The following is a 21,037-nucleotide window of genomic DNA, read 5'->3' on the forward strand; positions in this document are numbered from 1 at the left end:
AACCAATATAACACAAAAGAAAAAGCAAATGATGAATAATACGATATAAACAATAAATTTTTAATAAAGAAAATTGATAACCCTAAAAATGAAAAAATTAAAAATACTCTTAGTATTTGAGCCAGAGGAATAAGATTTACGATGTTTACTTTTAATATTTTTTTACATTTGATCAGAAAAATAATTCTCCAAACAAAATTTGAAAAAACAAATCCCAATGCAGGTCCTAGCAAACCGAAAAGCTTATAAAAAATGAAGCAATTAAAAATTGATAGAATCAAAAAAAAAGTATTATTAAATAAAATAAAATAAGTCATAGAAAAGACTCTTGGGACGTGCTGCAAAAGTAAGGCATATAAAGGTATTGAAAATATAAATACACGAAAAATTGACACTGAATCACGGTAATTCTCAGTAAAAAGTAAAACAATCATTTCCTCTGAAACAACAAACAAAAAAACGAAAATTGGGAAAAAAATGATCCAAAGTTTACGGATAGTATCGTAAATAATTTGGGAAATTATTACCGAACTGTTGGCTTGGTTCGTTGCTTCCGACATCCTAACCAGTGAAACCTTAACTAATGAATCTACGACAATAGCGAACACCGGGAGGGAAAAACAACCCACAGCATAAATGGCAAAATCAGCCGGTCCGGTTGAAATTGAAACAATATACTGATGACTGAACAAAACCAGGGTGTTGACAATGATTGCCAGGCCAAAAGGCAGAGAATAGGAAAGTTGGGAATAAACCAGGCTACCATTCAATTGAAAAGAAAAACGCATGGTCCGTTGTAAGTACCACCCCATGAAAGCACAACGCAGGATAGCTGTGCCCACAAGTCCCATCATCAGGTGTTCTAAACTGCCGCCAAGAAGACCAATCACCATGGATACAATGGCGCGCAGCGACTCGGAAAAGAAGGTGACCGCTCCAGCCTGAAAGGCTTTTTTTTCAACAATAAGGATGTTTTCAAGAATGTTGGACAGGTGCCACAGCAGGGCAAAAATGCCTAATAGGGGAATATAATCAGCAAGTGTACCACCATCGCCGGAAAACAACGAACCAATCTCCTGGCTGAACACAAAAAATATAATTGTCAATCCGAGGATGATGGGGATCTGAAAGAGGAAGGTCTGGGAAAGAATACGGTCTCTGTACTCCGCATATTTGGGCATGAAATAAAACAGGCTCTGCGAAATGCCCAGATCAACAATCGGGAGGATGACGTAAAAAATCATGAAGAGTTGTTTGTAAACACCAAACTCTTCAACGGTAAAGACCCGGACCAGGACAATTGGCACCAGAAAAGTCAGTGGCATGGACAAAATTCGTCCTGCCATCAGTAATGATGCCTGTTTCGTCAGGGAATCGGATTTCACGGACCGACTCGCAGGTGTGTTTCATAGAGGGCAATGTCTGTTGCCGCACGCCTGTCCCAACCCCATTTTGTAATCACGTTTGCTCTGGCCCGTTGCCCAAGCTCTACCCTTTGCTCCTTATCCGCGCAAAGATCGAGGCACTTAGCTGCTAAATCGGCTATGTCCCCGGCCTTAAAAAATGATGCAGTTCTTTCCCCATCTGCCAACTCCAGCAAGCCACCAACATCGCTCATCAGTACAGCTTTTTCCATGGCCATGGCTTCCAAGGGTTTCAGCGGGGTGACCAGTTCAGTGATCCGTTTGCTGATTCGCGGGTAGACCAAGAGATCGATGATGGAATAATATCGACCTACCTGTTCATGGGGTACTTTGCCGGTGAACACAACCCGCTCAGCTAATCCAAGGTTTCTGACTGATTCTTGGAGTTGGCGCTCGACCTGACCGGCACCAACCAGGAGCAGGACAATATCTTTGTTGGCTGAGACAATAGCCGGCATGGCCTTGATAAGGTCTTGCAGCCCTTCAAAATGAAAAAAAGAACCGATAAAGCCGATAATGATTTTATCCTGCAATCCGAGTTGAATTTTCAGATCCTGGTCAGGCGGTATCGGTTGAAATACGGTGTGGTCCACGCCGTTTTGCACCACATGGATCTTATGCTGGTCGATGCCACGTTGCAGGAGATCGTCGCGCAGTCCCCGGCAAATGACCACCACCGCATCCGCCTGCTTGACAACCGAAGTTTCATGCCATTGTCGCAGCCTGTACTTGATGGACCCCTCGGCAAAAGCCCCTCTATCCACTGCGGCATCTTCCCAGAAGGCCCTTATTTCATATATCAGAGGGATGTTGTGGGCTCGGCAATATTTCAGGGAAGCGGCACCATTGAGAGAAGGAGAGTGGGCATGAACAAGATCCACCCTTTCCTTTGTGGCCACTTCCCGTATCCTTTGGGCCAATGTCCTGATTTCATCAATCTCTGCGACAAAGGGAACCTTCCGGATTCCGGTGCTTTTTCTGACTGTGCGATAGTACCTGACCCCATCAATGTGTTCTTCAGCAGCTCCAGAGCCGCCCTTTAACCGTTCCGAAGTCAGCACCACGGGTTCAACCCCCTGCTGTTTCTGGCAGGAGACAAGATAATTTGCCCTGGTGGTGTAACCGGCAGTATCGGGGATGGAGGTGTCAAGGACATGAAGAATTTTCATGGGGATCATCTTGTTGAGTCGAGAAAAAGGAAGGAATGACAAGAGAAATAAAACATTATCCCTTAATCTTATCTTCAGCAGCAATTGCTTGCAAAAAAGAAAGCTCTTCCTGAAGAGTATCGCGGTCAAACAATCCGCTTAAAGCATTCTTTTTTTGCGTCAGGTTAGCCATGGTTAGTTCAATCTTGCCAACAAGATCATGGGGGTTATTCGGGTCGAAACAAACCACGCCGACTGGCCTGGTACCGTTGTCACTGGCCACCACAGGGACTTTTAAGGCCAGAGCCTCCATGACAGAGGAGCAGACCCCGTCGCTGACCGGAGTGCGGATGACCAGATCGGAGCGTTTCACCAAACTGAGAAACCCATCATGATCTTTTTCACCTGTTTGAAGGATTTGCTCGGCAAGACCTTGCTCCGCAGCCTTGGCCATCAGCGATTCTCCGCCCTGGAGAGGTCCAACGAGAATCAGGCCAAAAGTGGGGAACAGTTGCTTGAGACGGGGAAGAGCAGTAAAAATAGTCTCTGGAGCATACTCGGCGCGGAAAAAAAGGTAACTCTGGAAAATGGGGGAATGCTCTGCAAGAAAGTGTTCTTCCTGTGGGGTCAGTGATGTTGTATGCTGGACATATTGTTTACTGAAACAGGGGATGGCGGCAATTTTTTCAGAGGGGATACCCATGTTGGCAATACATTTTCGGACTGGTTCACTGTTACAGATAATGCCTTGAGCCATATGAAAAGCTCTTCTTGCCATTATTTTTTGAATTGAAACACCAGGGGTAAAGCACTGTTGCACTACACCGGCGTGAAAACTGAGCGCTGATTTGCGTCCATAACAAAAAGCAATCCCCTGGGCCAACAGACTGAGCAGTAGGCCCTTCACGGAATTCCCATTTAAATGAATATAGATAAGATATCCTTGTCGGCAAAACCGGGTCACCTTCAGCAGATAGTCAGACAAGCCTTGCACATCGACATATTCGGCACTCTTAACCCGGCGTTGCGGCCCGATATTAAGGACAACATTATCTATCCCCTGTTGGTCCAGGTACTCCTTGAACATCTTGATGTGAAAGGACCAGCCCCCTAACGGTGGGGGGTAGGGGCCGATTTGCAGCAGCTTCATACTTTGCACCGTATCAGTGCCGTCAAGACAGGGAAGTCATTACGGAACGCGCCTCCGCCGATTTGTGCCGGTTAGTATTTGCACGATTCTCCTGCTGGCATGACCGTCCCAAAGTGCAGGGACCGATGATTTTTTACAGTTACCGGCAAGGAGATCACTCACCGTTTTTTTGAGAAGCCCCATGTCCCGACCAATAAGGATGTTGCTGCCCTGTTCCAGGGTGATGGGGCGCTCCGTGCTGGTGCGTAAGGTCAAACACGGGACCTTCAAGGCAGTGGTCTCTTCCTGCAGCCCGCCACTGTCGGTCAAGACCATGGCAGCATCCTTCCAGAGATACAAGAAATCATTGTAGCCCAGAGGCGGCATGAGCACGATGCCCGAAGGTATTGGGTCGGGCGAGCCCTGCGGATCGCGCATACCTGCGAGCAAATCGAATGCTTTCAACTTTGACAAGGTTCTTGGGTGGCATGGAAAGATGACTGGAATTTTTTTGCTGATATCCTGCAAGGCCGCAACAATGGGTTGAAGATCTTCGATCGTATCAACATTGGCGGGTCGATGCAGCGTCAGGCAGGCGTATCGGTCCGGCAGCCTTTGCTTCAAGGTGTGCATGGCATGGTCTTTTGGGTCGCACTCATTGAGCTTTTCTAATTGGTAAAACAGGTTGTCGACCATGACGTGCCCCACGAAATGGACGGCGCTTTCCTCTTTCCCTTCATGCAGCAGGTTTTGCGTCCCTTCTTTTTCCGTGGTGAAGAAAATGTCGGTAATGGCGTCGGTGGCCAGGCGGTTGATTTCCTCGGGCATGGATCGATCTTGGGAGCGAAGACCGGCTTCCACATGCACCAGACAGGTATTCATTTTTTTGGCCACCAAGCCGGCGGCAATGGTGGAATTGACATCGCCGACCACAAGCACCATATCCGGTTGCTCTTGTCTGCAGACTTTTTCAAAACGGACCATCACCGCGGCTGTCTGTTCCGCATGGCTTCCCGAGCCCACTTCAAGATTATAATCCGGTTGGGCAATACCAAGTTCGGCAAAAAAGGATCCGGACATGTTTTCGTCATAGTGCTGACCGGTATGCACGAGAACAGGATGGATCTCCTTGGCATAGTGTTGCCGCATTTCTCGCAGAATGGGGGCAATCTTCATGAAGTTGGGCCGAGCCCCTGCTACTAAAACGATTTTCAACATCACTGCACCTGCCTTGAGTCATGCATTCTGCTCACCAGGACATGCCAAGCGGACTTTGGTCACGTCTCCATGCTGCTCGATTACGCAATACGGACAATCAACTTGATTTTGTAAAAGACTGACTCCATCCTGGTCGATTTTGTCCACTTCCAGGGCGATATATCTTTTCTCGCCTTTGCCCATGCCTTGCTCAAGGAGCAATCGGCATTGCAAATCTATTGATGTTAGTTGCAGTGTATCTCCTGGCCTGGGCAGATGCAAAGTATAAATCTTATCGCGATGGCTGATAGTATACCCCCTTGTATGACGTGTGAGCACAGGAAAAGTGACCGCATTTTTGAGTAGTCCACCCTCTTCTGATGTCTCGGGCAAAAGCATGAGCATTGCCCGGGATACATGACCATGGATCTCTTCCTCGATCTTCAGCGTGGTACATGGCACGCTTTGACCGTACTGGGGGAAATAATGCCCCAGGCCGGAAGCGGTATCAGCACGGACCAGATTTATCCCGGGAAGCAAGGGGAAAAGGGGATGCATACTCATAACGGCCCGGTCCTTGCTGGAACAGATAAGTTCTTCACCGGCTGGCCTTACATCCACTGCAGGATGAAAATGATAGTAAAAGGTATAATTATGGGTTGACGCGGCAGCAAATGTATCGAGACAGATCACGAAACAACCCTGCCACCAGAGCAAGGTTCTGGCATGTTGGACATTTCTGTTTGCGGCATAGCTTGACCGCATCAAAGTGAACGAAGGTTCCTGTACCAAGGTGCCGCTGCCTCTTTGCGGCCAGGTTTGCCAACTGAATTTACCACCAAAAGCGGCCTGAGGTCTTTGATCGATAGCCACCGTGTTATGCGCTGAAGTACCGCGCCCGTAGTTACGCCATAGGGGATGATGGTAGGAGCCGGTTCCGACGTCCACGATCATGGGACTCCCGTTCACGGTCAGATCAAAATGGAGGAAATCAGCGTGGGAGTGACCGGCACCCTTGAAGCCCATTTGTCCGGCATCAAAAATGAGAACATTGGGATTGTCTCGCGCACCGGCCCGGGCAACCATATAATTGGCCTGCTGGTAGTGCCGCGCAGTCCTGATAGGGTCTTGAGGCATAAGGGAGGCATAGATTTCTTCCGCTTTGTCTCCGCAGAGCCAGATTGCTTCCCAGGGAAGTGGCCCATCGGGACACACAAATGCACTTCTTTTAAACATTACGGCACAAAGGCTCGGGAGCACGGTCCCCGGAAACCACCCTAAAGGGTCCAGGGGGAGTGCCTGGCCATGGTCTCCGTCACCGAGCATGGGCAAGGTCCCGTCGCTGCGCCGTACATCGAGCAGAAACATACACATCTTACCCAGCCGGTCTTCCACTGCTTCAGGGACTTGGAGGCCTTGGCGCAGAAGGAGCAGAACATAGTGAAGGTAATACTCCACGGTGTATGCGTGGTAGCAAGTGGAAAGTTCTTTGTGTACACCGTCTGAACCGACCTGAAGAAAGAGTTCCTCTGTAAGCACCGTCTCGGCCCAGCTTTGCCAGGCAGCGGCTTGGCCAATTTCCGGATAGACGGAACTGAATAAAAACAACCCCCAGGCCTCACCGGTAAGATGGGTGTTGGGGCTGACATAGTGTGATGGATAACGAACAATATGAACTGCATGGGTGATCATTGCCGCAATGATAGCATGCAACCGCTGAGTTGTCAGGGACGCGGAGCCACGGAGCAGTTCCAGAGCCCAGACCCAGGCTACAAGGCGGGTCGCTACCTCCAGACTTTCAGTCCAATTGATACCACGGCCGCTGGGGTTGTGGCTGATCCAATCCAGGATGATTTCCAGGGTATATTCAGCGTATTGTTCCTGACCAGTCACCCAAAAGGCCATGGCTGTCTGAAGCAGAAACTGGTGACGGTTGATCTCCCAGATGTACTTGGGATCAAGACCTTCATTGCCGTGCACCAGATTTATACGGCTCCAGTGACTGCTCGGCCAGCAATGGCCGGTCACGGGGTCCGTCTGCCATCCCCTGCCCCGGGGGCAGGAGAAGATGCGGTCGAAAAGGGTGATATTTCCCTCAAGGAGCTGGTCAGCACGCTTGACCACAGCCTCGAATCGCTCCGGATGCAACCTGGTCAGATCCTCAATCATCCTGGAGCGGTCCGCTCTGGTAAAAAAAAAAGTCTTTTTTTGGTCCCAGAATCGTTTATAGGCTTCAGGATGGCTCGATCTATTCGTCAGGAAACCGTAAAGTTGGCCAGGTTGGAAAGGAGGAATCAAACGATCCGCCAGTGTCCTGAATTTTCGGATAAGTCGAAACCGGATTTCGTGTGGTGTAAGGGTGATTAATTTACGGAACAGTTGCCGGTTCATGGACTGGATATAGTACACCCGGAAAGGTCATGCATTATCGATGTACTCCCTGTACCAGATCTCCAGGATAAGCAATTGCCAGATATGGTGGGCGTAGTCGCGCTTACCGGCCAGAAAATCGTGCCACATGGATTCGATGAATTGGATCGAAAAAATCCCCCGCTCGCGTAGAGGACGTCCCAGGATCATATCCTCGGCAAATTCCTTGAGGTCACCACGCAGCCAAACCTCAATGGGCATGCGGAAGCCCTGTTTTTTACGGGTGAGGATATGTTGGGGAAGTTTCTGGGCCACAACCTGCTTGAGCAGATATTTTGTCACCCCGTTATTACGCTTGTATTTGGGCGGGACAGTGGCCAGGAACTCCAGCAGCTTGTGGTCGAGCAGCGGTGCCCGGACCTCCAGAGAATTAGCCATACTCATGCGATCCACCTTGACCAGGATATCGTCGATCAGATAGGTCCAGATATCCAGGTACAGGGATCGGTTGAGTGGGTCCGTGGCGGTACAATGATTGTAAACATTACGAAAGTTTTCGGAAAAATCGTACTGGGTATTCTTGTCCGAATATAATTGATTTTTGAGTTCTCGGTTGAAAAGCAGGTTGTAGTGCTTGCGTGCTGCGGCTTCGTCCGGCCTTTCGGCCAGATTGCCGATGGTATTTCTTCCTCGGGTACCCTCGGGCAAGGCATGGTACAGTCTGCGCAGAAGCGCTGGCGGCAGAAACCGGGACACCTTGCGCAATGTATGTTCCAGTACATCCAGGGCATGACGGGAGTATCCAGCCATGGTCTCATCTCCCCCATCACCAGAAAGGGCCACGGTAACCTTTTCCCGGGCAGCTTTGGAAACATAGTAGGTGGGCACAGCCGAGGAGTCGGCAAAAGGCTCATCAAAATATCGAACCAGTTGGGTGATAATGCCCTGGATGTCCGGTTTGACGATGAACTCATTGTAGTGGCAACCAAACCGCGTGGAGATCTCTTTGGCATAGGGCAACTCGTTGTAAGCATCCTCCGCAAACCCAACAGAAACGGTTTCCACCGGTTGAGGACTGAGGTCCTGCATCACGGAGACCACACTGCTGGAATCGATGCCACCACTGAGGAACGCACCCAGGGGCACGTCGCTGCGCATACGGATACGCACGGATTCCTGCAGGATTTCCTGAAAGCGGTTTGTATACTCAGCCTCGGATACTTCTTTTTCACCGGGTTCCGGATAGTGTAGATCCCAGTAGCGTTGGGTCCGGACCCCACCATTTTCGCACACCAGCACATGAGCTGCGGGAAGTTTGGCAATTCCCTGGAAAATGCTGGCATTACCGGGGACGTAGAGAAAGCTCAGGTAATGGTCCAGCGCGTGATAATCTACTTTCCGTTCGATCGCCCCACTGGCCAGCAACGCTTTGATTTCGGAGCCGAAAATAAAGTACTTTCCGGGGACATACGCGTAATAAATGGGTTTCTTGCCCACTCTATCCCGGGCCAGGATAAGTCTACGTCTGCGACTATCCCAAATAGCAAAGGCGAACATGCCCCGGAGGTCTTCGACCAGCCGCTCTCCTTTTTCCTCGTACAGATGGACCAGGACTTCGGTGTCGGAATTGGTCCGGAAGTGATGTCCCTTTCTTTTCAGTGTCGGTATTAATTCGAGATAATTGTAAATTTCACCATTGAAACTGACCCAGACGGTACCGTCTTCGTTGCTCAGAGGTTGTCGACCGGCATCAAGGTCAATGATGCTCAGCCGCCGGTGTGCCATGGCAAAGTTGCCGTCCTGGTAGATCCCATCGCCATCAGGTCCGCGGTGGGTCATTGTGTTGTTCATTCTACCAAGGACTGTTTCGTCCACCGTCAAGCCAGGATCAAAATTCAACCATCCGCATATTCCGCACATTGTCCGTACCGGTTACACTTTTGCCCGAGAGGTCGGGTTATTGGAAACAACTTGCTCATAATAATTTTCATACCTGGCAATCATGTTTTCCAGATTATACTCAACTCGGATCAGTTCCCTGGCTGCCGTACCCATGGCCTGGGCACGAGGTCGGTCGTGGAGCAGTGAGAGCATAGCCTGAGCCAGGGCCGCCGGATCTTGCAGCGGTACCAGAAGACCGGTTTCATCGTGGCGGACAATCTCGTTGGTGCCATCAGCGTCCGTTGCCACCACCGGCACCCCGGCTGCCATGGCCTCAAGAATACTCAGGGGCAACCCTTCGTAAAGTGATGAAAGCACGAACAGGTCGAACTGGAGCAGCAGCTCATTCACATCGGAGCGATAACCAAGAAAACGGACACTAGTGCCAAGGTTAAGTTCTCGGGCAAGCTCGGACAACTCCTGCTTCAACTCCCCATCCCCGGCAATGACCAGGACCGCGTCCGGGGTTTGTTCGAGTACCGCGGGCATGGCCCGGATCAAGGTGGCATGGTCTTTTTGGGAGCGGAGGGCGGAAATGTTGCCGATCAAGGGTTGGTCGCCGCGTAGACCAAGTTCCCGGCGGAGGGAGGTCAGCGGACTCTGCGACAGGTCGGGCAAAACCACGCTGTTGTGGATGGTGGTGAAATTGACATGGGAAAGATTATGACACGTTCGATAGTAATTACTTAAGTGCTCTGCAATACTCAAGAACCCATCTGCCCGGCGTAAAAGAAATTTGTTCAAATAAAAATGCTTGCGAGAGTAACTGAATTCTTTTTCCAGATTGATATGCTCGGTATGCACCAATGTACAGCGTCTTAATCCTATCGCGGCTAAACTGGTATACAGAAGCGGTCCCTGGTTGTGAGTGTGGACGAGATTGATGTTGTGCGCTTTCAGCAGGGACCTGATACGGAAGATCAGGGGCAGATCGATACCCTGTTTTTTGGCGAGGGTCACATGGGGGATATTTTGGGCCGCCAATTGCCCCCGCAGCGGCCCTTCATCATGGAGACTGCAGACCAGGGGGTTGAAACGCTGCTTGTCCAGGTGCTCGGCAAGGCGAATGGCCAGAGTTTCCGCACCACCGTTGTGTAAGGATTGAATAACATAAAGCAGGTTGATGGATTGCATGGGTCTATTTCGCGTCCAGAAATTTTCTCGACCAGAGTTCAAAGTTGAGCAACTGCCAGAGTTTCTGCGAATGGTCGCGACGATTGCTTTCGTGTTCCTGGATCAGACGATTCACATAATCAGGGTAAAAAAGACCCCGGTCCCTGGTCCTGGCATCAAGGAGAGTGTCTTTCAATAACCCGTTCAACAGGGGTTCACGCATCCAGGCAGCAAGGGGTAAAGGAAACCCCATTTTTGGACGCTGCACAGTTGTCTGCGGCAAAAACTTATGACAGGCCTGCTTGATGACGTATTTCAATTCCCGCCCTCGGATCTTCATATTATCCGGCAGGGTAGCCGCCAGTTCCACCAATTTATGATCCAGGAAAGGTACGCGACTTTCAACAGAGGTGGCCATGCTCATCTTGTCCTGCTTCATGAGCAATTCCTCCAGATAGGTTTTCATGTCAGCATACAACATCCTGTTCAAAGTCTGCTCGTCGGGGAAGGCGTTGAAGTTACCTATGTAATTTTCATACGCTCCGGCCTGACCATGCCCTATTTGGCCGTTGGTCAGGGCTTGAATATCTTCTTGTAAAAACACCCCATAAAAATTGTCATATATGCTGTGTTGCACGGCGGAGGGATGAAAAAGCAGGGAGTGGGCAATGGCTTTTTTCAATTTCAGGGGCAGGGGCAGGCTCCAAGCATTTTTCCTGAAAAAGCTTCTGACCCCGTCTGGTATCGTACCGCCAAGAATCCCGGCAAGGCGCATATTGATCATGCTGGTCCGGTAGCGACCATAGCCACCAAAGAGTTCATCACTGCCTTCGCCGGTGAGCACCACCTTGACATGGTTGGCAGCTTCCAGGGAAATAAAATATAAAGGGATGGAGGCGGGAAAGTGGATGGGCAGATCATTATGCCAGATCAACTTGTCGAGAACATCCACAAAATCCCGGGCAGTGACCACGACCTTGTGCAATTCCATATTGTTTGCATCAGCTACGATTTCAGCAAACCCGGCCTCGCTGAAATAGTCCTGGCCAAAATCAACGGTAAAGGCCTTGATCCGCGTGGGATGTAATTGAGCCATGGTACAGGCGATGGCACTGGAATCCAGACCTCCGCTGAGGAACATGCCCAGGGGGACGTCGCTCATTAAGCGTAGCTGCACGGATTTTTGGAAGAGATCGGCGACGTTCTGGATCTGTTCAGAAGGCTCCTTGCAATCCTTGGCGCCGAAGGCGACATCCCAGTACTGATGGGTGGAAATGTAGCCATTGTGACAGACCAGGTAATGGCCGGGCAAAAGTTTTTGGACCCCGGAGAAAAGAGTGCTGGCACCTGTGATGTACCCGAAAGTGAGGTATTCCGGGAGCATTGTTTCCGCCAATTGCGACCGGACCTTGCCGGACTCGAAAATGGTCTTAATCTCGGAGGCAAAAATCAGGCGGCCGTTTTGGAAGGTATAATAAAACGGTTTAATGCCCAACCTGTCCCGAGCAGCGAAAAATTTTTTTTGACGATCGTCCCAGATCGCAAAAGCAAACATTCCTCGCAGGTGCTGTACACAGTCTGGCCCGTATTCCTCATACAGGTGAATAATGGTTTCCGTGTCGCTGTTTGTCTTGTAGCGATGCCCCCTGCCCTCCAGGTCGGTGCGGAGTTCCCGATGATTGTAGACTTCCCCGTTATAGGTGATCCAGATCGTGCCGTCCTCGTTGGTCATGGGTTGGACACCACCGGCAAGATCGATAATACTCAGGCGGGTGTGGCCCAGACCGCAGAAGACCGGGCCATTTTCAAAGGTGATGACTCCATTGGCATCCGGCCCTCGGTGAGCCTGGACAGCATTCATCGCTTCCAGCGTCTGACGTGGCCAGGGTCGATCCGACTCCACATATCCGCATATACCGCACATAATCAGATCACCTCTTGGGTTGTTGTACCAATCTGCATCGACGCAACAACCGTAGGCCCAATAATGAGAGAGGACGAATTTCCGGTCTGTAAGGGAGATTTTGCAAGGCGTGTACCAGTCGCAGGTGCAACGGACACCCGGACGACGATGGTTTTGCGTAACCAAATTCACGCAGCAAGGATCCCATCATCGCATTCATCCGCCAGATAACCCGCTCGTCCGGATGTCGGCGCCAAGCTTCCACCCGTTCAGGGTCAAGAACTTGCGACGCCTTACTCTTCCATTCCATTTCCCAGGAAGGAACAGCCTCGGTATGTTGCTGAGGAGTAAGCATTTCCGGGGTGTATGACTCGTTGATAAAGGAGCAAAGAGCCTTCAGGCTGGCTTCTGGTGTACGCAGGATATCTTCGTAGCGGACCAAGATAAATTGTGTGGCTGGTATGTTCATTTTATAATGCAGGGCCATTCGGGCATATTCGTTCCACTCCGCGCAAAACAGACCAAAGCGCCTGGGATTGTTCGGTTCGGCCCAAGGAACCTTCAACAGGGAATGAACAACATCCCTGCCGTCCCGGACAATGCAGATGACCTTGGCCCTTGGAAAAGTGTGCAGTAAATTGGGGACATGTTCGATATGTTTAGGGGATTTTTCTCCAACCCGGACAGCGCCCTTTTTTCTTGCATAAGCTTCCAGCAAAGTGCGAAATAGATCTTCGTATGTATTTTGACAGCGCTGAAAAAGAGGCAAAACCTCATCAAATTCAAGTTCGAGATCCCGCAGGCGAGGATGAGCCAAAGCTGCGTTCAATTTATGTTGATGGGATGTAGCCTGTTCCGCCTTTTTGGTGTCAGGTAGAAAATCTGTGAAAAATTGGGTTTCCGGGGGGATAGCTATTCTGGGATGCCGATCGAGCAGGACCGCGAGCATGGTAGTCCCGGAACGAGGCGCGCCAACGATAAAAACAGGTTCGAAAGGCGCCCCGATGGTCACTTGATTGTTTGGTCGGTTCTGGTTCATACATTCGGGCATGGGGGCAGGCGACGGACACCCCTATTGTAATGTTTTCTGCCCTTTTGGGTAGGTGGCATGCCAGGTGCTGTGACACTGACCCCTTATCCACCTCCAAAAAGAGGCTACAACAGCAACATTCATTACGATAAAAAAATAGACAAGATTAACGAATCTATTGCCACGTGTTGCCGGCCAAAGCCATCCTGCCAACCCAACTGTGTATATAAGTATTTGCAGTAGCCCTGCAATGCTATACACCACGCCTTGTGAGAGAATGCTTGCTGGAAGCAGCGCAACCAGCGCGAAGGGCACCAATAATCGAAACATCTTATGGGCAAGAAACCGCCCCCAGACCGGGTTGTCCCATGGGATAAAAAGAGACGGAGCGATATTGAGAAGTTGCCAGTTTCCCGCCAGGGTCCGTACTTTACGTTTCCATTCCTGGGTAATATTTTTTGAGACAACATCGTATGCAACAGCATGCGAGTTAAATACGCAACGATACCCTTGCATAACGATATTCATCGGGGTCAGCACATCATCGAGGAGTGTTCCCAGGGGCAAGGGACGGTACAGATTTTTTCGAATCGCATAGATTGCACCCGTGGCGCCAATGACCGACCCTGTTGCGCTCTCTGCTTTTCGTATCCATTTTTCATATTTCCAATAGGCGCCCATTTCCTGCTGGATATCCCCTTTGCCATCCTGCAGGAAAACCAATTCGCCACTGACACAACCGATATCAGGGTTTAAAAAGTCATTACTGAGTTGACGAATCGCGTCTGGCTGGAAAGTTTGCCGGGCATCAGTAAAAACAATCAATTCACCCGTTGCCGTGGCTACCCCGGCATTCAGCGCTACCGCTTTGCCTTTATTATCAGGCAGGGCGATAATGTCCAGGTTGGGGAACTTGAGTTGATGCAGTTCATCCACAGTGCGGTCAGTGGACCCATCCGACACAACAATAATTTGTATTTTTTCTTGTGGGTAATTTTGCCTGCCAATATCCCGCACCCGGTTAACAATTGAATCTTCTTCGTTAAAAGCTGCGATAACAACAGAAATATTCGGCAATCTATCTATATTTTCTTTCTCCGCTCCGGACGTTGCGTAAAACCGCTTTCTTAAAGCAAGCCAGAGTGGATAGCCAAAATAAGTAAAGCCAATAAAAAAAAGACTGGACCAAAAAAGTATTTCCATGACAATCCTGACAAAGGTGCGACTGGCAAACAGTTTGTAGTCAACAGTAAACCGGCTCCCCTTGAAACTTGATACGCCGCGTGTAGCCCTTTGGGTATCTCACCCCTTCCCCCTTTAATTTTGCAACCCAGGCGATCAACGGGACGGAGAAGAAGACAAGCAGAAAGTGCTGGGATCTATCTTGTATTCTTTGAGCGTCCCCTTCACCAGATCGATTTGGCTATACACCGTGACGGATGGACTCTTGCTTCAGATATAAATCACTGTAATCACAGCGCAATTGCAGCATAACCCTTGCTAATAACCTTCTCCAGCCACTCTTGGAGGGTGTCCGTCCGCACGCCATCTTCCCTGCCCGTAACCGTCCGATAAAGTCTACTCTAATGAACGGTCACAGACAATGAAGCTGACGCACGGACAAACGCTCACGGATTCAGGATACAATTTGGAGGATGAGATCGCTTGATGACATGACCGAGGGATCACACGCGAAATAGAAGAGTTGTAAAGACCCTGCTCTATCGTCAGGAGCGACATCCTGCTTATTAAAAAAAGTGTATGATATTGACACGGAAAGGTCAAACGATATGACAGGGGTAAATTGCGAGGGACAATGAATTCGCACATATGTTGAATATCAAAATCAGAAAACAAGAGTGATTTTAGGCAGAATGAGTGGAGTTATTTTTGCATACCTTATCGTCATGGGCACCTCAACAACACCAGACAAAGGTGGCGATGCCATCAGGGTACAATGCGGACAGCCACTATGCGCATGTCCGCATTGGGATCCGCAGAAACGTGCCTGTCTTCTTGTCAGAGAGGGGCTTTATCTGCCTGTTGAACAGCATGTTACGACTTTCTGCCTTACCAGTTGTTTTGCCACCTGCCATCATTACCTGCGTCTGCTCGAGACAGGGGCAGATACCAATGGGCGTCATTCCTCCGGGTTGAAACGCCGCCGCTACATCCGCATCCCCAGCCGACACGTTTTCCGCTTTTCCGAAATTTCCCCTAATGACGAAGTACCAGGCCGCAGCCAGAATGATGCCTGGACCGTTGACCTCGGTGCTGGTGGCCTACGCTTCGTCTGCCGTATGCCCCTGGCCCTGCAGACCACCATCCGTTTCTGCCTGGAAGGTGATGCCGCCATTGCTTCCTTAACCGGTACAGGACGGGTGGCCTGGTGCGAACCCCTTGAAAATACAGCTCTGTTCCACACCGGCTTGGCATTTATCGAGCGATCGGTTAGCGAGACTTCATCCGGTCATCCGGATTTTTAAATCTGGCAGCCTTGTTTCTCATCGAATGATGGCTAAGCTTCGCCTGACTCTAGCGCAATACCCACTGCACCCCACTTTACCCTTGCAAATATTGTACAATAATACCAGACAGTTTAATTCATTATTATTGTTTGTTTTTTTGATAGCCATGACCACAACCTGGATACTTACGCTAGCACTTTTTTTCTCGTTTGCTTTCACCTTGTCAAATGACCTTAGTTTAATTTTCCGGATTTTCGGAAAATTTATGCCACATAAACTACTGAATAAAGGATATTAAATTTGATTTTTCCGCTTTTTTTGACTAGCTAGACCTTAAAGTGGTTATTTTTTTCGGTCAATAGATTGAATTTTACCTCAAACGAATAGGATCAGGTCGACTAATTGAGTGGGTCAGGCACCAAGGATTAAAACGAAACACGCTTTAATTTTTTGTAATTAATCAATTTTTTTAATGAAAAAGTCATGCGCCGAAGTTGTACCATTCAAAATGGCATGGTTCATGAATAATACTGGTTAGTAAAAATAAATTGCGATTATCAATCAAACCTCAGGAGGGGACAATGAAAAAGCAATTATTGAAAAGCGCATTGGTAGCAGTGGCAGGTGTTGGGTTGATGGTGGGGAGTGCCTCAGCGTTTCCTAGTTTTGATCCTGGCGATTTATATGAGTGGAACGCCCAACCTTATTACACCCTTACCGATTTTACAACCGCAACAGCAGATGCTATTGTTTTTGAAAGGGAAGCTGCTTGGGCACATACATTTGGTTTTTATACTGTTGACGACTTTGCCAATCCAACAAGTGTTACTAACTATCTACAAATCTTCGACAAAACAGCCGATCAATTAGATGAAAGCGTAGTTAAATTTTTCGATAATAATGATGGAACATGGGATGTTAGCGTCAACGATGGTACACTAGTATCTTTTGGTATCACATGGGGCTTCTATTACGAAATTTATACTGGCGGGACAAATGACACAACAATTGACTATGTGTGGTACAGTGACAAAAGATTTAATCGATTAGGCGATGGAACACCCTTTGATACTGAGTATAATCACGTTTATATCGCGTATAACGATTTTGGTAACACAGCAAAAATATATTTAGATGACCAACCTTATAGTTTTGCTGATAGAGATTTCAATGATTTTACAGTACGTGTATCTGATGTTAAACCCATACCCGAACCTACTACAATGCTCCTGTTTGGTTCCGGTTTGCTCGGGCTGGCAGCTTTAGGCCGGCGCAGGAATAGCGGAAAAGCTTAATACATAACCTTATTAATATTGTTCGCAACAGCCCTGCTGTAAGCCAGCAGGGCTGTTTTTATCCTAGGGAAAACCCAGAGCAATCCTTACCCATCGCACGGAGTCAATAGTGCTTTTGGCGTTTACAGAACCTTAAATTGTTCTGAAGATGCGGCGTAAAATATGATGCCACACCCGATGAATCCTGACCCCACCCCACCACCGAAAATTAAATCCTACCATCACTGTATCTTGGATAGCAAACAAGGGGTCAAGTCTACTCTTGGCTTTTATCGAAAACCGCGTGGGCAAATAAATAAACGGCTCCACACCCACAACTACTTGCCGGGTGCAGGTAAAAGATCATCTGACCTGAGAACCAGGTAACCGTTCGCCAGCACTCTAGCCATGGTCGATCAGGCTGACGTGCATAGGCTGACTGTATGCGGCCGAATATATGGTTAGACGCCAGGGTACAATCTCGGAAACCATCTTTCGACTGCACCAATCGGAAAAGCCAGCGTGAGCGGAGCACGGGAGCTGCTGGACTTAAGATAGCCTTTTTTGATTAGATCTGAAACGACGTTTCGGGCCATACGTTCACCATAGCCGGTGATTTCCCCGGCCTTGCCGCGTGGCACTTCACCCGCCAACAGAGCTTCGCGCAGCAGAGAGAACGAGCCTTTGGGCAGCGTTCCGGACTGTATCTCCTCCTCGACGTGGAGACGCATCCGGCGCAGCAAGTCGCTTGGTTCCAACAACGAGGCCATGAATTCAACCTGGTCGATGCAGGTTGTCATGAAAAACGCGCAGAAATCCGTCAGGGATTGCGTTGAAAGCGTGCCCCGCCCGTCCAGATCCCCGCGCCTTGGATCATCCGCGGCCATCAAAAGCTTCTTGCACTCCTGAACATTCCGTGCGAGTCCGCGTGCAACCGACCAAAGGCTGCTCCCCACCCCGCAGTGAAGCAGCGAGGCATGAGACATCAAACGTGTTACGCGGCCGTTACCGTCATAAAACGGATGTATCCAGAGCAACCGGTGGTGCGCTGCCCCAAGGGCGATAATCTGGCGCACACGCGAGAGTTTCTTTCTGTCGTAGGCCTCGGTAAAGCGGTGCAAAAAACGTGGCAATGCTTCCGCGCTTGGGGGAATGTGCCGGCCAACCTGTACCCATCCCTTGCGCAACTCACCCCCTATCACCGGCAAGCGCTCACCTGAATAAGGGCAAGGGGTCGGGCAAGGGGTCAAGTCTGTTTTTGGCTTTTTTTGATTCATAAAAGGTTCAGAAGATGGGGGCATAACAAAGTGATGGCCCAGTGCCGTGGGGGCAACTGTGACCTGTCCAACCTGTTGCTGCTGGACTTACGGCAAAAAAATATTATGATATAGCTCGTTATGAATGACTCAGCAATTATCAGGAGACAGATTATGACAAGCCTGCTTGAAAGAATACAGATAGAGACAAACAAACTTTCTTCTCAGGAACGAGCATTTTTAGCGGATAGATTACTGAGTTCCTTGGACGGAGAAGAATTTTCCGCTATCGATTCTGCCTGGATTATAGAGGCCGAGTCTCGCTATAAAGAGTATAAAGAAGGGAAACGCCCTGGCATTAATGCCAAGGAGGTTTTCAACGTTGCCAACCAGATAGTAAAATGACCACGGTTTTATTTGATCCGGCAGCAAAAGAAGAATTTCTTGAATCTATCAAATTTTATGAAAATTGCCGGTCAGGTTTGGGAAAACATTTTAGCAAGTCGGTGGAAAAAGCGATTCAGCAAATAGTTGAAGCGCCTTTTCGATATCGAATTCTTATTTCCCCCTTCAGGCGCTATCTTTTACTAAATTTTCCTTTTGTTGTTATCTATTCCATCGAACCTGATCACATACGCATTATTGCCATTGCCCATACAAAAAAAAACCAGGCTATTGGTTTCCAAGACCTTAGTTACCCCTCTTATAAGTCAGGAAAACAGCGTCAAACAATGTGGAAACAAGGGGTCAACAAGGGGTCAAGTCTGCTTTTGGCTTTATCAAGATCCGCGTGTGCAGGCAAAAAGACGCCTGCACACCCTACAATTCCTCGGCTACATTTGACACGATATCCAAGGTCACCAAAGCACTTGGTTGCAAGCTGACTGTTGTGCACGATTAATTCCTGAATCCGTGATGGCTGTCTTCCTCCTGCCTGAATCCGTCAGGGCGGGACTCTTCATTTTTGAAATAAGTCAGAGTGGGTTCCTGTGCGCTCGAATACAATGCGGCTGGATTCGACCACATAAATTAACAGCCAGTCGGATTCAATGTGGCATTCCCGTCGCCCTTTCCAATTGCCAATGAGCTTATGGTCACGATGAATATCATCTAGCGGTTCCTCGGCAACTAACTAGCGGATGATTATTTTTATTTTTTCAAGGTTCTTGCCTCGTCTTTTCATCCGCTTAGCATCACGTTCAAACTGCTTGGTGTATGCGGGTTTCAGCATTAGATGCCTAGCTTTTTGAACATATCGTCAGCGTCATTGCAAATAATCAAGTCACGTCCAGCTTCCGTTTCGGCAAATGTTTTGCGGGTGACCTCGTTAGGAATAATGACGTCAAAAGGCAGCCCATTTTTTAATTCGACTTGTTTATAAAACAATGTAATCGCTTGCGTTGTAGTCAGCCCAAGCTGCTGAAAAATATGCTCAGCCTTGCCTTTTAAATCAGGTTCAATTCTGGCTCTGACGGTGGATGATTTACCCATGGATTACCTCCATTTTATTATCTTTAATGCAGCTCAAATGGGGCACAAAGTCAAGGGTTGCCCAACAAGACCATCAGTTAAGGGTGTCCTGAATCCGTGACGGCTGGGCTCTTGTTTTGGTAATATCTTGCTGTAATCAGACTATAATTTTAGCTGTACCCTTGATGATGACCTTCACCAGCCGTCCTTCGGGGCATCCGTCCGCACGCCATCTTCATTGCCCGTAACCGCCCGATAAAGTTTACTTTAATCGAACGGTCACAGACAATAAAGCTGACGCACGGACGAACGCTCACTGATCCAGGGGGTGAAGCAAGAACCTCAACTCAACATCCAAAAATGTGGGGATGAAGCAGGAAAGTATACAATTATTTCTGGAAATACTTTACGCCTGGAATATCCTTAAAGTCGATATCTTGCGTCCAGACAATTGCATTGTGAAGTTTTGCTGTTGCAAGAATGATACTATCAGCCATGGGGAGTTTATGTTTCAAACTCAGCCTTGAAGCCGATATGGCAATATGAGCTGTAAGATCGACAACGATACCACTCTGCATTGCTCCAATGACCTGGAGGGCTTCATTCTCGCTGGCCTCTCGCAGAACGACCTTGAAGACTTCGTATATCGTGATCACTGGGACAACAAGTGAGTCCTTATCCTGGATAGGGGCAAGAAAATGACCTGAAGAAGGTTCATCGGCGAAGAATGATAACCATGCAGATGAATCAATGATGTTCATAATCGATCATTCTCTCGCTCGAAATCGGTATTTATTCCCTTTAGAAATCCTCGAAGCTCGGAGATATCTCGTTCTGGTATGAGTTCAATCCTGCCATCATACTCGATGACTTGTATTTTTTGTCCAGGGCGCAGGTGCAATGATTGCCTGACCTCACGCGGTATAACAATTTGAAATTTAGGAGAAACTGTAACTGTATGCATAATGACCTCCATCGATGACACGTTTGTATCATAATATCATGATCGATAAGTGTTGACCAATGTTTTGAGAAAAGGGGGGTCAAAAAAGGGGGGTCAGGCCTAGAAGATGATAAGATTTTTGTGTCCTTTCGGCAAGCCTGCCTATCCGGGTGGTATCAGGTGTGATATGATGCGGCGGGATTCTTTAAATTTGGATTTCGGTCAGCAGGCTGCTGGGCTGAAGTTTTCCTTGTAATTCCAAGGAAGCCAGCGGTGCGGATGAGCAAAGAGATCAGCGCTGTTTTTCTGCAGTGCCGTCAGATATTCGAATGGATTGACCTTGCAAAGAAAGCAGGTGTGGATAAGGCTCA

18 protein-coding genes and 1 pseudogene are annotated in these 21,037 nt (G+C 48.7%); 4 read left to right on the forward strand and 15 right to left on the reverse strand.

From position 1 onward, the window contains the following. From JWG43_RS15710 to JWG43_RS15755, 10 genes are all read right to left on the reverse strand, one after another. A partial coding sequence (locus tag JWG43_RS15710; RefSeq protein WP_205243897.1) for an oligosaccharide flippase family protein occupies nt 1–1,385 on the reverse strand: 1,385 nt, incomplete at its 3' end. Beyond that, nucleotides 1,382–2,593: a TIGR04063 family PEP-CTERM/XrtA system glycosyltransferase gene (locus tag JWG43_RS15715; RefSeq protein ID WP_205243898.1), complete on the reverse strand. Its 1,212-nt coding sequence runs from the start codon at nt 2,591–2,593 to the stop codon at nt 1,382–1,384. The genes JWG43_RS15715 and JWG43_RS15710, both read right to left, overlap by 4 nt. A 55-nt stretch (nt 2,594–2,648) precedes the next feature. Next, entirely contained in the window at nt 2,649–3,455 is an 807-nt protein-coding gene (locus tag JWG43_RS15720; protein ID WP_205243899.1) for a glycosyltransferase, read from the reverse strand. A gap of 306 nt (nt 3,456–3,761) precedes the next feature. Then, nucleotides 3,762–4,919 carry a non-hydrolyzing UDP-N-acetylglucosamine 2-epimerase gene (gene wecB, locus JWG43_RS15725; protein WP_205243900.1) on the reverse strand — a complete coding sequence of 386 codons (1,158 nt, stop codon included), beginning with the start codon at nt 4,917–4,919 and terminating at the stop codon, nt 3,762–3,764. Between the two features lie 18 nt (nt 4,920–4,937). After that, a complete protein-coding gene (locus JWG43_RS15730; protein WP_205243901.1) occupies nt 4,938–7,067 on the reverse strand; it encodes an alginate lyase family protein in 2,130 nt (709 codons plus the stop codon). A 249-nt stretch (nt 7,068–7,316) separates the two neighbouring features. Further along, nucleotides 7,317–9,188 (reverse strand): asparagine synthase (glutamine-hydrolyzing), encoded by a 1,872-nt coding sequence (asnB, locus tag JWG43_RS15735; protein ID WP_240193643.1) that lies wholly within the window; start codon nt 9,186–9,188, stop codon nt 7,317–7,319. A gap of 12 nt (nt 9,189–9,200) precedes the next feature. Then, nucleotides 9,201–10,343, reverse strand: a complete 1,143-nt coding sequence (locus JWG43_RS15740) for a glycosyltransferase (RefSeq protein ID WP_205243903.1) — start codon at nt 10,341–10,343, stop codon at nt 9,201–9,203. A gap of 4 nt (nt 10,344–10,347) precedes the next feature. Beyond that, on the reverse strand, nt 10,348–12,246 hold the full coding sequence (gene asnB, locus JWG43_RS15745; protein ID WP_205243904.1) for an asparagine synthase (glutamine-hydrolyzing): 1,899 nt from the start codon (nt 12,244–12,246) through the stop codon (nt 10,348–10,350). Nucleotides 12,247–12,253: 7 nt separating this feature from the next. Next, nucleotides 12,254–13,276 carry a sulfotransferase family protein gene (locus JWG43_RS15750; protein WP_205243905.1) on the reverse strand — a complete coding sequence of 341 codons (1,023 nt, stop codon included), beginning with the start codon at nt 13,274–13,276 and terminating at the stop codon, nt 12,254–12,256. 21 nt (nt 13,277–13,297) lie between these two features. Continuing rightward, nucleotides 13,298–14,458: a glycosyltransferase family 2 protein gene (locus tag JWG43_RS15755; protein WP_205243906.1), complete on the reverse strand. Its 1,161-nt coding sequence runs from the start codon at nt 14,456–14,458 to the stop codon at nt 13,298–13,300. 704 nt (nt 14,459–15,162) lie between these two features. On the opposite strand from JWG43_RS15755, the gene JWG43_RS15760 reads away from it, so the two are divergent. Then, nucleotides 15,163–15,741 carry a PilZ domain-containing protein gene (locus JWG43_RS15760; RefSeq protein ID WP_205243907.1) on the forward strand — a complete coding sequence of 193 codons (579 nt, stop codon included), beginning with the start codon at nt 15,163–15,165 and terminating at the stop codon, nt 15,739–15,741. 563 nt (nt 15,742–16,304) lie between these two features. After that, nucleotides 16,305–17,018, forward strand: a complete 714-nt coding sequence (locus JWG43_RS19770; RefSeq protein WP_240193644.1) for a PEP-CTERM sorting domain-containing protein — start codon at nt 16,305–16,307, stop codon at nt 17,016–17,018. Nucleotides 17,019–17,458: 440 nt separating this feature from the next. On the opposite strand, the gene JWG43_RS15770 is transcribed toward JWG43_RS19770, so the two are convergent. Then, nucleotides 17,459–18,274 (reverse strand): Fic family protein, encoded by an 816-nt coding sequence (locus JWG43_RS15770; RefSeq protein ID WP_240193645.1) that lies wholly within the window; start codon nt 18,272–18,274, stop codon nt 17,459–17,461. Nucleotides 18,275–18,427: 153 nt separating this feature from the next. Here JWG43_RS15770 and JWG43_RS15775 point away from each other — a divergent pair, with 153 nt between their 5' ends. Together JWG43_RS15775 and JWG43_RS15780 are read left to right on the forward strand one after the other, a co-directional pair. Further along, nucleotides 18,428–18,658 (forward strand): addiction module protein, encoded by a 231-nt coding sequence (locus JWG43_RS15775; protein WP_205243909.1) that lies wholly within the window; start codon nt 18,428–18,430, stop codon nt 18,656–18,658. After that, nucleotides 18,655–19,137 (forward strand): type II toxin-antitoxin system RelE/ParE family toxin, encoded by a 483-nt coding sequence (locus tag JWG43_RS15780; protein ID WP_205243910.1) that lies wholly within the window; start codon nt 18,655–18,657, stop codon nt 19,135–19,137. The genes JWG43_RS15775 and JWG43_RS15780 overlap by 4 nt, the downstream gene beginning before the upstream one ends. A gap of 74 nt (nt 19,138–19,211) precedes the next feature. Here JWG43_RS15780 and JWG43_RS20315 read toward each other — a convergent pair. The 4 genes and pseudogenes from JWG43_RS20315 to JWG43_RS20320 form a co-directional block, all read right to left on the reverse strand. After that, a pseudogene (locus JWG43_RS20315) lies at nt 19,212–19,484 on the reverse strand (type II toxin-antitoxin system RelE/ParE family toxin). Further along, on the reverse strand, nt 19,484–19,744 hold the full coding sequence (locus JWG43_RS15790) for a type II toxin-antitoxin system RelB/DinJ family antitoxin (RefSeq protein ID WP_205243911.1): 261 nt from the start codon (nt 19,742–19,744) through the stop codon (nt 19,484–19,486). Before JWG43_RS15790 ends, JWG43_RS20315 begins: the two are co-directional and overlap by 1 nt. A 368-nt stretch (nt 19,745–20,112) precedes the next feature. Continuing rightward, nucleotides 20,113–20,484, reverse strand: coding sequence for a type II toxin-antitoxin system VapC family toxin (locus JWG43_RS15795; RefSeq protein ID WP_205243912.1), 372 nt, complete (start codon nt 20,482–20,484; stop codon nt 20,113–20,115). Continuing rightward, complete coding sequence (locus JWG43_RS20320; RefSeq protein WP_205243913.1) at nt 20,481–20,687, reverse strand: AbrB/MazE/SpoVT family DNA-binding domain-containing protein; 207 nt, start codon at nt 20,685–20,687, stop codon at nt 20,481–20,483. Before JWG43_RS20320 ends, JWG43_RS15795 begins: the two co-directional genes overlap by 4 nt. Between the last annotated feature and the right edge of the window lie 350 nt (nt 20,688–21,037).

Source organism: Desulfobulbus alkaliphilus (assembly GCF_016918545.1).
In the GTDB taxonomy this organism is placed as follows: domain Bacteria; phylum Desulfobacterota; class Desulfobulbia; order Desulfobulbales; family Desulfobulbaceae; genus Desulfobulbus; species Desulfobulbus alkaliphilus.

What these genes read in the sequence shown, in the direction of transcription:
- JWG43_RS15715 (WP_205243898.1), bottom strand. Translation starts at nt 2,593, where the DNA reads ATGAAAATTCTTCATGTCCTTGACACCTCCATCCCCGATACTGCCGGT.
- wecB (WP_205243900.1), bottom strand. Translation starts at nt 4,919, where the DNA reads ATGTTGAAAATCGTTTTAGTAGCAGGGGCTCGGCCCAACTTCATGAAG.
- JWG43_RS15730 (WP_205243901.1), bottom strand. Translation starts at nt 7,067, where the DNA reads ATGATTGAGGATCTGACCAGGTTGCATCCGGAGCGATTCGAGGCTGTG.
- asnB (WP_240193643.1), bottom strand. Translation starts at nt 9,188, where the DNA reads ATGTGCGGAATATGCGGATGGTTGAATTTTGATCCTGGCTTGACGGTG.
- JWG43_RS15740 (WP_205243903.1), bottom strand. Translation starts at nt 10,343, where the DNA reads ATGCAATCCATCAACCTGCTTTATGTTATTCAATCCTTACACAACGGT.
- asnB (WP_205243904.1), bottom strand. Translation starts at nt 12,246, where the DNA reads ATGTGCGGTATATGCGGATATGTGGAGTCGGATCGACCCTGGCCACGT.
- JWG43_RS15750 (WP_205243905.1), bottom strand. Translation starts at nt 13,276, where the DNA reads ATGCCCGAATGTATGAACCAGAACCGACCAAACAATCAAGTGACCATC.
- JWG43_RS15755 (WP_205243906.1), bottom strand. Translation starts at nt 14,458, where the DNA reads ATGGAAATACTTTTTTGGTCCAGTCTTTTTTTTATTGGCTTTACTTAT.
- JWG43_RS15760 (WP_205243907.1), top strand. Translation starts at nt 15,163, where the DNA reads ATGGGCACCTCAACAACACCAGACAAAGGTGGCGATGCCATCAGGGTA.
- JWG43_RS19770 (WP_240193644.1), top strand. Translation starts at nt 16,305, where the DNA reads ATGAAAAAGCAATTATTGAAAAGCGCATTGGTAGCAGTGGCAGGTGTT.
- JWG43_RS15770 (WP_240193645.1), bottom strand. Translation starts at nt 18,274, where the DNA reads ATGAATCAAAAAAAGCCAAAAACAGACTTGACCCCTTGCCCGACCCCT.
- JWG43_RS15775 (WP_205243909.1), top strand. Translation starts at nt 18,428, where the DNA reads ATGACAAGCCTGCTTGAAAGAATACAGATAGAGACAAACAAACTTTCT.
- JWG43_RS15780 (WP_205243910.1), top strand. Translation starts at nt 18,655, where the DNA reads ATGACCACGGTTTTATTTGATCCGGCAGCAAAAGAAGAATTTCTTGAA.
- JWG43_RS15790 (WP_205243911.1), bottom strand. Translation starts at nt 19,744, where the DNA reads ATGGGTAAATCATCCACCGTCAGAGCCAGAATTGAACCTGATTTAAAA.
- JWG43_RS15795 (WP_205243912.1), bottom strand. Translation starts at nt 20,484, where the DNA reads ATGAACATCATTGATTCATCTGCATGGTTATCATTCTTCGCCGATGAA.
- JWG43_RS20320 (WP_205243913.1), bottom strand. Translation starts at nt 20,687, where the DNA reads ATGCATACAGTTACAGTTTCTCCTAAATTTCAAATTGTTATACCGCGT.